The 12,760-nt window shown below is 63.2% G+C and carries 9 protein-coding genes; 1 reads left to right on the forward strand and 8 read right to left on the reverse strand.

Going from position 1 to position 12,760, the window contains the following annotated elements; translation table 11 throughout:
* Positions 1 to 26 precede the first annotated feature (26 nt).
* Complete coding sequence (menJ, locus tag DSM43276_RS18705) at positions 27 to 1,256, forward strand: menaquinone reductase (RefSeq protein WP_078328007.1); 1,230 nt, start codon at positions 27 to 29, stop codon at positions 1,254 to 1,256.
* 13 nt (positions 1,257 to 1,269) lie between these two features.
* Here the strand turns inward: menJ and DSM43276_RS18710 are convergent, their stop codons facing one another.
* From DSM43276_RS18710 to DSM43276_RS18745, 8 genes are all read right to left on the reverse strand, one after another.
* Entirely contained in the window at positions 1,270 to 1,953 is a 684-nt protein-coding gene (locus DSM43276_RS18710; protein WP_078323401.1) for a demethylmenaquinone methyltransferase, read from the reverse strand.
* Positions 1,954 to 2,005: 52 nt separating this feature from the next.
* Complete coding sequence (locus DSM43276_RS18715) at positions 2,006 to 3,112, reverse strand: sensor domain-containing diguanylate cyclase (RefSeq protein ID WP_412458621.1); 1,107 nt, start codon at positions 3,110 to 3,112, stop codon at positions 2,006 to 2,008.
* Between the two features lie 602 nt (positions 3,113 to 3,714).
* Positions 3,715 to 4,857, reverse strand: coding sequence for a glycosyltransferase family 4 protein (locus DSM43276_RS18720; RefSeq protein ID WP_078327853.1), 1,143 nt, complete (start codon positions 4,855 to 4,857; stop codon positions 3,715 to 3,717).
* Between the two features lie 61 nt (positions 4,858 to 4,918).
* Positions 4,919 to 5,359, reverse strand: a complete 441-nt coding sequence (locus DSM43276_RS18725) for a DUF3592 domain-containing protein (RefSeq protein ID WP_078327854.1) — start codon at positions 5,357 to 5,359, stop codon at positions 4,919 to 4,921.
* Positions 5,356 to 6,978 (reverse strand): 2-succinyl-5-enolpyruvyl-6-hydroxy-3-cyclohexene-1-carboxylic-acid synthase, encoded by a 1,623-nt coding sequence (gene menD / locus DSM43276_RS18730; RefSeq protein ID WP_078327855.1) that lies wholly within the window; start codon positions 6,976 to 6,978, stop codon positions 5,356 to 5,358. The genes DSM43276_RS18725 and menD overlap by 4 nt, the downstream gene beginning before the upstream one ends.
* A gap of 12 nt (positions 6,979 to 6,990) precedes the next feature.
* Entirely contained in the window at positions 6,991 to 7,827 is an 837-nt protein-coding gene (locus DSM43276_RS18735; RefSeq protein ID WP_078327856.1) for an alpha/beta fold hydrolase, read from the reverse strand.
* 11 nt (positions 7,828 to 7,838) lie between these two features.
* Positions 7,839 to 8,807 carry an o-succinylbenzoate synthase gene (locus DSM43276_RS18740; RefSeq protein WP_078327857.1) on the reverse strand — a complete coding sequence of 323 codons (969 nt, stop codon included), beginning with the start codon at positions 8,805 to 8,807 and terminating at the stop codon, positions 7,839 to 7,841.
* A gap of 1,121 nt (positions 8,808 to 9,928) precedes the next feature.
* Entirely contained in the window at positions 9,929 to 12,751 is a 2,823-nt protein-coding gene (locus DSM43276_RS18745) for an MMPL/RND family transporter (RefSeq protein WP_078327858.1), read from the reverse strand.
* Positions 12,752 to 12,760: the final 9 nt, after the last annotated feature.

Consider the following 12,760-nt stretch of genomic DNA (forward strand, 5'->3'; position numbering starts at 1 on the left):
ACTCACCGGTCCAACATACTGTGAAGGTGCAGACCTCAGCGGACCTGGTCGTCGTCGGTGCCGGACCAGCCGGATCGGCGGCCGCGGCGTGGGCGGCGCGATCCGGGCGTGAGGTGGTCCTGGTCGACTCGGCGGTGTTCCCCCGCGACAAGACCTGCGGCGACGGGCTGACCCCTCGCGCCGTCGAACAACTTGAGCTACTCGGTCTCGGACCATGGCTCGACGAACACATCCGATACCAGGGTCTGCGCCTGCACGGGTTCGGCGGCAATCTCGAAGTTCCTTGGCCAGGGCCATCTTTCGGCGGTACCGGCAGCGCGGTGCGCCGCACCGAGCTGGACGACAAGATCCGGCAGGTGGCGGTGGACTCCGGGGCCACCATGGCCGAGTCCACCAAGGCCGTTGACGTGGAACGTGACTCGGCGGGCCGAGTCACCTCCGTCCGGGTGCTCGACAACAGCGGACCCGGTGAGATTGGCTGTAAGGCCGTGATCGTCGCCGACGGGGTGCGCTCCCCCCTCGGGAAAGTCCTTGGGCGTGAGTGGCATAAGGACACCGTGTATGCCGTCGCGGGGCGCGCGTACATCGGGTCGGCGCGCGGCGACGAGGAATGGATGACCTCACATCTGGAGCTGCGTTCCCCCGAGGGCGATGTGCTACCCGGATACGGCTGGATTTTCCCGTTGGGTGGCGGGCAGATCAACATCGGTGTCGGCGCACTCGCCACCTCGAAACGCCCCGCCGATGCGGCGTTGCGTCCGCTCATCGAGTACTACACGGAGCTGCGGCGCGAGGACTTCGGGCTCAGTGGACGCCTGCACTCCATCGCCTCGGCGCTGCTGCCGATGGGCGGGGCGGTGTCCGGCGTCGCGGGTCCCAACTGGATGCTCATCGGCGACGCCGCGGCTTGCGTCAATCCGCTCAATGGCGAGGGCATCGACTACGGGCTGGAGACCGGGCATCTGGCCGCCGACGTGCTCGACGCCGACGACTACTCACAGCTGTGGCCGGAGCTGCTACGGGACCGTTACGGCCGGTCGTTCTCGATTGCGCGACGCCTCGCAGCGCTGCTGACCCTGCCGCGCTTCCTGCCCCTCATGGGCCCGGTCGGCATGCGTTCTCAGGTACTGATGCGAATTGCCGTACGGCTCATGGGAAATCTCGTAACCGACGAAGACCATGACGCGATTGCGCGCGCTTGGCGAGTGGCGGGCGGCGGCTCACGACGTCTCGATGCGCGTCCGCCGTTCAGCTGATAGCCGCTCGCGGTTAGAGCGCCGCTACATGCAGGGCGACGATACCGCCAGTGAGGTTGCGCCACCGCACATTCGACCAGCCCGCCGAGATAATCTGCTGAGCCAGCGCCTCCTGATCGGGCCATGCCCGGATCGATTCGGCCAGGTACACGTACGCGTCCGGATTGCTGCTGACGGCGCGCGCCACCGACGGCAGCGCCTTCATCAGGTACTCCATGTACAGCGTGCGGAAAGGCCGGTTGACCGGTGTCGAGAATTCGCACACTGCAAGGCGGCCACCGGGTTTGGTGACGCGAGCCATCTCGCGCAGACCTTCCACGTGATCGACCACATTGCGCAGACCGAAGCTGATGGTCACCGCGTCAAACGAGTGATCCGCGAACGGCAGCCGTGTCGCATCCCCGGCGACCTTGGGTACATCGCGATGCGCACCGGCCTTGAGCATGCCGACAGAGAAATCCGCCGCCACACACCAGGCACCGGACTGGGTGAGCTCTGCCGTCGAGACCGCGGTCCCCGCGGCGATGTCGAGCACCCTGTCCCCGGGCTTCAGTTTCAGCGATTCGCGAGTGGCGCGGCGCCAGGCGCGGTCCCGGCCAAAGGACAACACCGTATTGGTGATGTCGTATCGCTTGGCCACCGCGTCAAACATGGACGCGACCTCGTGCGGGTCCTTTTCCAGGGTGGCGCGGTTCATACCGTGACGGTACAGGGCAGCCCGTTGTGACGCCGATGCGCAGTCGGCGAGGTCACCGGTGCGCCATCGTCGCGGTGGGAACGTGCATATTGGTGTTGCACGGCCCCTGTGCCGCGGGGTAGCTCGGATAACACGTACACGACCGAGCGACGTTGTGCTTCTTGCGGGTGCGCTTGGCCTCATAAAGACTGAAATCAGCTTCTCGCGAGAGTGATTCGAAGGTGACGTCTTCCTCGTGTGTGTACTGCCAGGCCGAACCGACGCTGATCGAAACCGTAACGTCAGGGGTGTTCGACGAGGAGTGACAGATCCGTGCACGTACGGTGTCCACGTCTTCGGAACGGTCCAGGAACGCCACGATCATGAACTCATCCCCTCCGATGCGGGCAGCGATATCGCGGTTGTGGATGCCGGCGGCGAGCGTGTCAGCGACCCTTTTCAAGGTGGAGTCGCCCACATCGTGGCCGTAGGTGTCATTGATTTCCTTGAAGCAATCGATGTCGACGACGAACACCGCCACGACCGCGGGTCGCGGTTCCCTGCGCAGCCGGGCCTTCATGGCTGATTGCACGCCCCTACGGTTGAGCAGACCAGTGAGCGGATCACGATGTGCGGCAATGGCGTTCCTGTGGATGGACTTGCGTGCTCCTTCAATAACCGCCTGAATGACGATGGGCAAGAACACCACGTTCGAGTACGCCGGGGCGTTGTAAACGTAGAGCTCGGACAGCGTGGCGGCACCGGTATGAAGGTTCCACAGTGTGAGCGTCGTGATCACCGCGGTCGCGAAGAGGCAGTGCGCGGCCAGCACCCGCCACCCCAGCAGAAAGGCCGCGAAGATCCCGATCAGGGCCAGGTGGTTGGTGGCCCCGAGCTGTGAGACAGGTTGAGAGGACATGCTGCCGCCGATAGCAGTTGCTGCATCAGCCCAGAAGACGAACGCAATGGCCCAAGGCCGCGTGGGCCAAGGCCGCACAATCCACGCCAACCCCACCAGCAACGCCGATCCGGCCGCAATGCCATGCACGATGCGCGGCCATAGACCCTGCGGGCCCAGCGGATTGAACTGCATGATCACTGCCAGCACGGTCATCGACATGCACAGCACCCCGATGGCGATCTTTAACCGTACGGCGTTTCTTGTCGTTTCCAGCGCCATTATGAGGAATCGATATGCCACCCCATACCGTCGACCCTGACGGTCAATGGATATGGGCCGTGATTCGATTACGAGATTGTTGGTCTCGCAACGCGTTGGGGAGCCCAACTCCGCCACATTCATTATTTGCCGCCCACAAGGCGTGATTGATTATCAAATGCCCTTAACTCAGGCCAACTCGTCAGAGCAATCTCTTTACGCAGGACCCATGGAATCGCGAGCGGACGTGAGGGACAGACCTCGTCCGCTCGCTGATTCACCAGGCCCCACCGCACAATATCGGCCCGCGCGCGATCCGATTCCGCCAAGACACAATCTGCGCAGCGACCGCTGATTGATAGCCCAACACTCCATGATTCATCATTGATCCACCTCAGTAGTTGCCGTCACCAACTCACAAGGAAGGCATTGCCCGACCGTGGCAGAAACGCCTGCACGATCAATTCTTTCAACATTCTCGTAGCGGCCACCGTACCAGTGTGGACACGAACGTTACCAGTTTGAGAATCGCACAGCAGCCATTGTTCGGCCGCGCCCTAGCTGCCGCTCAGAACCATTCGTTCCATCCTTGGGCAGGTTCCCAGGCGTATCAAAAGCAAAGGTCAAGCCGTCATGATGCCGCGGCCCAGCGTGGTGCCCGCCGCGGCGGCGTAGTGCTCGAGCAGCTCGTCACAGATGGCGGGCCATGTGCGCGACAGCACACCCCGGCGCGCGGCCGCCGAGAATCGGCTGCGCGTTGCCGGTTGCACCAGGTGATCAACCGCCATGCCGAGGCGTGCCTCGAAGTCGGTCACCGGCAGCAGCATTCCGTTGCGACCCGGGATCACCAGGTCGCGTGGGCCGCCGGCATCCGGCGCGATGGCCGGAACACCGCTGGCCAGCGCCTCCTGCACGGCCTGGCAGAACGTCTCATGCTCGCCCGGGTGGATGAAGACGTCAAGGCTGGCGTATGCCCGTGACAGCGCCGATCCGGTCAGCTCACCGGTGAAAATTGCTGTGGGCATTAGCTTTTCGAGAGCATCCCGCTCCACGCCACCGCCCACGATGACGAGCCGCATGTCGTCGCGTTCGGCCAGCACGGCCAGACGCTCCACATGCTTCTCGGGAGCGAGCCGCCCGACGAACCCGATGATCGGCTTGCCCTCGGGCGACCAGGATCGACGCAGCTCCTCGTCGCGCGCCGAGGGTGCGAAGCGTTCGATGTCCACACCGCGTGACCACCGGAACACCCGCGGGATTCCATGTGCGGCAAGACCTTCCATAGCGGACGAGGATGGCGCCAACGTGCGGTCGGCACGGCCGTGCAAGTGCTTGGTCCAGCGCCAGGCAGCGCGAGCGGCGAACCCGGCGCCATAGCTGTCGGCGAACCCGGCCACATCGGTCTGGTAGACGGCGACGGTGGGGATGTCGAGATGCTGCGCGGCGCGCAGTCCCCCGTACCCCAGGACGAACGGCGAGGCCAGGTGCACCACATCGGGCGCGAAATCACGAAGGATTCGCACCATGCGCGGCTGCGGCACACCTAACGGCAGGGTGCTCACCTTGGGAAACATGATGGCCGGCACTCGGTGCACGGGCACGCCGTCGTGTTCGGTACCGGCGGGGGCCTGTCCGCGGGGGGTATCCGGTGCGATGACGACGGCCTCATGCCCGGTGCGGCGGAGGTGCTCCAGCACCCGCAGCACCGAGTTGGAGACTCCGTTGACGTTCGGCAAGAACGACTCGGCGACGATCGCGATGCGCACACTGAGAGCATCTCAGCGTCACTTAGCAGTTAGGTTGCCCCCAGGCATACGTCACGCAAACTTAAGCGTGAACGGGCGCCGGACTTCGGCGCTGCATCCAGGCAAGCCCCAGCAGTATCGTCCCGGCGACCAACCACACCACGACAATGATGGACCCGGCGGGGATAATCGATAGTGATGCGTTACGTCCTTGCACGCGAACCAAATCCGGGTTGGATGTGTCGTACTCGACGTAGATGCGCATGCCCGGGCTGAGCTCAGAGGGGTAGAGAACGCCCAATTCCGGCCGATACGTGACTCGTTCGGGTGTGACGAACTCGATGGTGGATCGCCGTGGCCCGGCGCTGAGTACCTCGGCCAGCGCGACACCCATATCCCGCTCGATGGCCTTGTCGTTTCGCCAGGCCCCGGCGACCAGCAGCAGCGACTGCAGCGTCATCAGTCCCGCCAGCACCAGCACCGCGATCCGGACTCGCTTGATGACGCGGGAGCGCCGCTTCATAGAGCGGCCCTGATGGCCGCATGCAGCTCGCGCAGGGTGGAGCGGTCGGCCTTGACCTCCAAAACCCTGATGCCACCGGCTGGTTCGTCCAGCGCAGGGCCGAGTTCCTCGACCGAGATGGATCTCGAATCCACGTGGTAGGCCCGGCACAGCGCCGCGATATCGACGTCATGCGGGGTGCCGAAGACGCGGGAGGAAACGTCGCGAAATCGTGGGTCGCCCTGCTCCAGTAGTTCGAAGATGCCGCCGCCGTTGTCATTTGAGACCACAATGGTCAGGTTCTCGGGGCGCGGCTCGGTCGGACCGATCAGCAGACCCGAGCTGTCGTGCACGAAGGTGAGATCGCCGATCAAGGCCACGGTGCGGCCCCCTTTGTGCGCCAGCGCCGCACCGATCGCGGTCGATACCGTGCCGTCGATGCCGGCGACCCCCCGATTGGAGCGCACGCGAACGTCTTTGGCCCCCCACGGAACGAGCGCGGCATCGCGTACGGCGTTGGAGGCGCCAAGCACCAGCTGGTCACCATCGCGCAAGGACCCACACACCGTGGCCGCCACGTGCAGACCCGTGGTCAGCGGGTGAGTACCCAACTGTCCGCGCACCGCATCGAGCGCCTTCTGGTGCGCGTGCGCGCACCGTTGCAGCCATGTGGCATCCGGCTCACCGGATATGACGGCCCGGGTTCCGGTGGCCTGCGAGTTGCCGGACACATCGGGCCAACGCGGGCCGGTGGTCAACGCGTACACCGGAATCCGGTTGTCCGCCAACAGCGATGACACCTGCCGATGCAGGGTCGGCCGGCCCAACATGATCACCTGTTGCGGATGCAGCAGGGCGAGCGCCAGCGGATGCACCGGGTTGTCGGGTTGAGGCGCCGTCGGTTCGGCCACCGTGGGCAATATCGCCAGGTTGGCGTGCGCGGGCGCACCATGGCCCGCGATCACCACGGTGTCAGGACTCAGATCGATCTCGACAGGTTCGTCGAACGTCACATCCGGGGTGTATGTCCAGGGCACCCCGCCGGGGCGGCCCGCGGGTATCGGCCCTCCATCGCGATCGGGCACAAGCGGTTCCCGCAGTGGGATGTCGAACTGCACGGGGCCTGCGTTGGCGGTACGGGACCCCTTGGCCGCGGCCAGGACTCGGCAGGTCGCGGAACGCCAATGGGGGTTCTGCGCCTCGATCTTGTCCGAGCCGTCTTCCGCAAGACCGAGACTGATCGCAGCGCGAACCTGGGTACCGAAGTAGCCGAGCTGCTCCATCGTCTGGTTGGCGCCGGTGCCGAGCAGTTCGTAGGGGCGGTTCGCAGACAACACAATCAGCGGAACCCGCGCGTAATTGGCCTCCACCACCGCGGGGCCCAGATTGGCTACCGCCGTCCCGGACGTCATCGCCACCGGAACCGGGGCGCCGCTGGCCGCGGCCAGCCCGACGGCCAGGAAGCCCGCGGTGCGTTCGTCGATGCGCACGTGCAGCCGCAACCGCCCGGCCTTGTCCGCATCGTGCAACGCAAAGGCCAGCGGGGCATTGCGCGACCCGGGACACAGCACCACATCGCGGACTCCGCCGCGGATGAGCTCGTCGACGACGGCATGGGCCTGAGCGGTCGACGGGTTCATGCCATCAGGGTGTCATACCACCTGAGGGGCGCTCGCAAAGAACTCCAGGATCGCGCGGTTGACCTCATCAGGGCGTTCGATGAAGCCCAGATGCCCGGCGTCGGCAATCTCGACGTACTTGCCGCCGGGGATGGCATCGGCCACCTCCCTACCAAGGTAGGGAGGCAGGGTCATATCGTCACTGAACCCGATGACCAGCGACGGGACGGTGATCCCCGCGTAGGCACCGGGCCGGTCGGGGGCGGGTATGGCGCTGCGCTGGTGATCGATGCCACCCGAGGCCGGCTCGGGCCACAGCGTGAACATGTCGATCCAGTCCTTGATCGCGGCATCGTTGTTGAGAGTCTTCGGCGAGAAGTTCAACAACAGGCGCATGGCGGCCTGGTAGGACGCGGGCACCTCGGCGCCCGACGCGGACAGCTCGAGCTCGGCCTTACGGAAGAACGACCGCGTGGAATCCTCGCGCCCCCGAGTGCCCATGAACACCGCGGCGGTCACGAGATCCGGGCGGGTGAGCGCGAGCTCCTGGGCGATGAGCGCCCCCATGGAGAACCCGACCAGCCGGGCCGGGGCCGCACCGAGATCCTCGATGAGCGCCGCGGCATCGGCCACCATGTCCTGCAGGGTGAAACCATCGGCGCACTCGGTGGTCGGCGGTATCCCCCGGTTGTTGAAAGTGATCGTGCGATATCCCGCGGCGCGGAATGCCGGTACCTGATGCAGGTGCCAGCTGCGCCCCGCGCCACCGCGCCCGGAAATAAAGACGACGGGATCACCGGACGCGCCGAGCGCCAGGGGCCCACGATCGTCGTAACTGATCTGGATGCCGTTGATGTTCGCGAGAGGCACGGTGACTGAACCTACCGGTTCAACAGTGGATAGCAGTCGGCCACTCTGCGCCGCCACCAATCGCGCCGGTCAGCAGACGCGGCAAGCGCCGCCAGCCGGGCCGGGTCGGGAGTGAACGACGCCACCGGCAGGTAACCGTCTTCGGGGGCCGGGGACGCGGCCACGTCCTCGACAAAGAACCCTCCGGTTCCCAATCCACAGGCATGCTCCAGCACCGGCAGCGCCGCGGCCGCACGCAGACCGATGCCGATGCCCACCGCGCTGTCCAGGGCACTGGAGATCACCACGGGCATACCGATGCGCTCCGCGATATCCAACAGCGCCGCCACACCACCGAGCGGGGCCACCTTGAGCACCGCGATATCGGCCGCCCCGGCTCGTGCGACGCGCAGCGGATCGCTTGCCCGCCTGATACTTTCGTCAGCGGCGATCGGCACATCCGGGAGGCGTCGGCGCACTTCCGCCAGCTCCTCGACGGTGACGCAGGGCTGTTCGGCGTACTCAAGAACACCGTCGCGGGTCAACGCGGTCAACGCCTGGATGGCCTGCTCGACGGTCCACCCTCCGTTGGCATCGACCCGCACGGTGGGGATCTGCGCGCGGACCGCTTCGACGCGGGCGATGTCGTCGTCGAGGGTCTGCCCGGGCTCGGCCACCTTGACCTTGGCGGTGCGGGCTCCGGGAAAGCGGGCCAGCACCTCGGGCACGTCCGCGGCGGACACCGCGGGCACCGTCGCGTTGACGGGTATGCGGGTGCGCCGGGCCGCGGGAAGCTCGGTGTACGCGGCCTCGATGGCGGCCCCCAGCCAGGCAGAGGCCTCGGGCGGGTCGTACTCGGGGAAGGCACCGAACTCGCCCCAACCGGCCGGACCTTCGATCAGTGCGAGCTCACGGGTGGTGATGCCGCGGAATCGCACGCGCATGGGCAATGCGACGACATGCAGCCGGTCGAGCACATCGTTTATCGCGGGCAGCTCCACATCAGCGATCGTCGCACGCCCCTGGGCCTCACCGGCTTGAGCCGCATCAACCGGTCAACCTTTAGTTGACACGATCCAGATCGTCAACCATTGCGATTAGCGACGGGCATACAGCTTTCTCATTTTCACTCCAAGAAATCAGCAACGCGTCCGCAACGATGCAGCCAAGGAACAACACTGAGAAAGAGCGGCGCCATTACCGCCGTCTACCGGACCGTCTGACTTCCAGACCAGGCTGTCACCTTGAGCCCACGGGTCCATGAAGAGGCACTCCTTGTCAAGGAGATATGCGTGCGGCCCAGATATGGCTACCGATGCGCGCGGCGCCAACGACCATTTCTGGCATGACGCCGGGGCCGGCATGATCGGCGCCAACGCCAATTGACCCGACATATCCGAGACTCGCGACTTCGCGTCGAGGAGACTCGACGCCGCCCACCATCGAGACGAGCCGCGATAGCAGTCAATTCGTAGATCCGCTACGCCATCGGTCCTGAGCGTCAAGGTAAACACCCTTGGGTCAGGCACCGGCGTCACGCTTCCACCGTCGGGCGGCACGATCGCCAGCAACTGCCAGTTAGTGCCGACGAGATAGCCAGCTAAATCAGATGACGAGCAGCCCATCAGAAGCAGCACCACCGCCACGGTCAGCACGCATTTCACCGGTAGTCGATCCCGCCCACGGGCGGCACGTCCAGCCCCTGAACGAACAGATCTGCCGATCGATGGCGTCCTCAAGCCCATCTGCTCTCATCGGGGCCAGCGCGGCCTGACGAAACTGAAAATTGCGTGCGTAGCGCCCTGACTGTTCTATACATTGCCGAGCTAGTCGCCGACAAGGGTGCTGCCGCGGTCTCGCCGGCCGCGACCACGCGTTCGGCCGGGCCAATGATGCGGTCAATACTCTGCAGCGTTTTGTTGGCGTGTGACAGAGTTTCATCAACCTCGTCCAACGAATTGTTCAACCTGGCAAGAACGCTACTCACAGCGGCCAACACGCTGAGCACGTTCGCTAGTAGGATATCAATCTGGTCAATGACTTTATTAATATGGAGAAATGTGTCTGCGATCCATCGTAACCGCTTCCGGTTGCGTGGTTTCTGATTCTCCATTGTTGGCCTCTATCCAGCTTCCGAGTGGTGTATCCGGGTAAGTGCCGAGAATGGAAGCGGCCACCAGAAACTTCTTCCGAGAATTACCGCAATGGTGGGGACGGTGAAAGTCCGCACGATGAAGGTATCGATTACCAGGCCAATGCCGATGGTCGAGCCAACCTGAGCGACATTGATCAGGCTGGAACCGAGCATCGCGAACATCGTCATCGCGAACACCATGCCGGCAGTGGTGACAACACCGCCGGTACCGGCGACTGATCTGATCACCCCGGTCTTAATTCCAGCGCCCATTTCTTCCCTAAACCTGGAGGCGATCAGGAGATTGTAGTCTGCGCCCACCGACACCAGAATTGCGAAGACCGCAACGGGAATTGACCAGTGGAGCTGGACCCCAAGGACATGTTGCCATATGACCAAGCTGATCCCCATCGTAGAGCCGAAGGACAAGAGCACCGACCCGATGACAACGAATGTGGCGACCACGCTGCGCAACAATAGAATGACCACCGTCAATATCACAGTCAGTGCGCCGACGAGAACGATTTTCTCGTCGCGGTTGAGGATAGTATGCATATCCCCCATCAGCGCACCAGGACCAGCAACGCTGACGACACTGCCCTCCAAGGGAGTTCCCTTGAGAGCTATTTTCATTTGCACAGCGAGCTCACGCGCGCGTTTCTGCCCTTCCGTGCTGTAGCTACTACTCTTCCCGGCGACGATCATCCGGGTGGTAGTCCCATCCTTGGAGAACAGCAAGTGCAGATATGGAGTGAACCGAGGATCGGAAAGTAACCGAGCCGGAAAATAGAAATAGTCACCGGTTCCTGCACTGCTTCTACCGATGTCTTGCATAACTGCAGTGACGGTATCGACTTGAGAAGCTAGCTGCGACAGTACGGCGTTGGTAGAAGTCGCCATTTCGTGCATCTGCGTCATAGATTCCAGCATCACAGGAAGCGCCTGAGCGGACTTGACCACACTGCCACTGAGCGAGTTCGAGGTGCGCAAAAGCTGCTGGACGTTGGATGCGAGACTACTGATGCTGTCAAAATTCGACAGGGCGCTGCGCGCTCCCGCACATAAGACATCGTCGGCGCAATTCTGCTGGGAATCGACCGACGTCCGCACGGGCTCGATAACTGGGCCTAATGCTCGCATGCCGTCCTTTAGCTGCTTCAACCCATTTTGAATTGGCACCGATATGGCGGCTAAACGTTGTGCTCCCTGCTGGGCAGCTTGGAGTTGCTCCCGCAGGCCGTCGATGGTGGCGATCGTGGATGCGAGATTGTCGGTGAGGTGCCGGAGCTGCCGTGACCGTTCTGTAAGAAGGACCGAATTCTGGGCCGCGAGAGAGCCCGCAAGGCCGACACTATATGTCAGCGACGCCTGATCCAGCGGGACACCCAGAGGGCGAGTAAGCCACTGCACTGACGTCACATCAGGCATTTGATTCAGGCGCTGAGCGGATTTTTCGAGCACGGCGATATCAGCTGAATTCCGCAGGTCATGTGGCGCCTGGATAAGCACCATATCTGGGTACATCTGACCCAAGGGAAAATGCTTTTCCGCTGCCATCAAGCCTGCGGCACTCGGCATGTTCTTGGGCACGAACTGTAACTCATCGTAGTTATAGGACGCCGTGGGAATGACGAGCATGAAGAGGATCAGCAAGACGAAGGTGCCTGCAAAGATGGGTTTGGGCCACCGGGCGATCCGCACACCCATGCGGCGCCAGAATTTCGCGCTCGATGCAGTCTTCTTCGGCTCGAATAGACCGAAGCGCCGCGCCCCGATCAACAAAACCGCTGGTGTCACCGTTACCGCAGACGCGACCGTGAACAATATTCCGACTGCGCACGGCAACCCCAAGGATCGCAGCATTTCCAGCTGCGTCAGGTTCATACAGCTTAGTGCGCCCGCGACTGTGGCACCCGAAGCAAGGACTACTGGAGCCACACCCCGATAACTCGCACGGAATGCTTCGTCGACGCTCAACCCGTTACGGCGGCCCTCCTGGTAGCGCCCGATAAAGAAAATTGAATAGTCGGTCCCGGCTCCGAGCATCAGCGCGAGCATTACCGCGTTTGTGAGCATTGACGTCGGCAATAGGTCCGCCTCAGTGAGCAGACCCACTACCGCAGAGGCAACACCAACTGCGGCACCGACTGAGAGGAAGGGCAAGATCGCTACCAATAATGACCGGTAGACGAGGAGAAGAAGGGCGCCAACGAGAAATACCGATACCACACCGACTACCAGGACGTCGTGTAATAGTGAGCCCACTTGGTCGACGGCGGCCTGACTGAGGCCAGTCGCATAAACCGTAATGCCAGCCGGTTTAGGTATCGCGTCGAGCAGTGTCTGGACAGCCTTGACAGACTCAAATGCCATGGGGCTTCCAACATCTCCCTCCAGCTGCACCTGGGCCAAAGCCACCTGCTTGTCCGGGCTTTCGCTGAGCTGGGAAAGTTGGGGGTCTGACCACATATCAAGTGCTGATTGGACGTGTCTGGCGTCAGATCTCAGCCGCTGCATGAGTTGGGCACGGAAGGCGCGATCAGCGTCGCTAAACGGCGTGCCCTTCTCGACGATGATCACGGTGGTGTTGTTAGAGGAAGATTCGTCGAAGGCTTCCCCCATCCGCTTGAGGGCCTGTCCAGACTGCGTGCTGGTAGGGATTATCGGACTGCTGTGAGTCAGGATGAGTTGCTCGACTGACGGCGCAGCAGCAAAGAGGCCGACTGCACCGAACATCCAAATCCCCACGATGGGGATCGCGAACCGATCAATGAGGGTCGCGATTCTTGCAAACACAGGGCTGTCATGCACGGTTGTCCA

The organism is Mycobacteroides salmoniphilum, assembly GCF_004924335.1.
GTDB classification, from domain to species: Bacteria; Actinomycetota; Actinomycetes; order Mycobacteriales; family Mycobacteriaceae; genus Mycobacterium; species Mycobacterium salmoniphilum.

Bases quoted from the DNA above. Each gene is read 5' to 3' on its own strand.
- DSM43276_RS18710 (WP_078323401.1), bottom strand. From the start codon at position 1,953: ATGAACCGCGCCACCCTGGAAAAGGACCCGCACGAGGTCGCGTCCATG.
- DSM43276_RS18715 (WP_412458621.1), bottom strand. From the start codon at position 3,112: ATGGCGCTGGAAACGACAAGAAACGCCGTACGGTTAAAGATCGCCATC.
- DSM43276_RS18725 (WP_078327854.1), bottom strand. From the start codon at position 5,359: ATGAAGCGGCGCTCCCGCGTCATCAAGCGAGTCCGGATCGCGGTGCTG.
- menD (WP_078327855.1), bottom strand. From the start codon at position 6,978: ATGAACCCGTCGACCGCTCAGGCCCATGCCGTCGTCGACGAGCTCATC.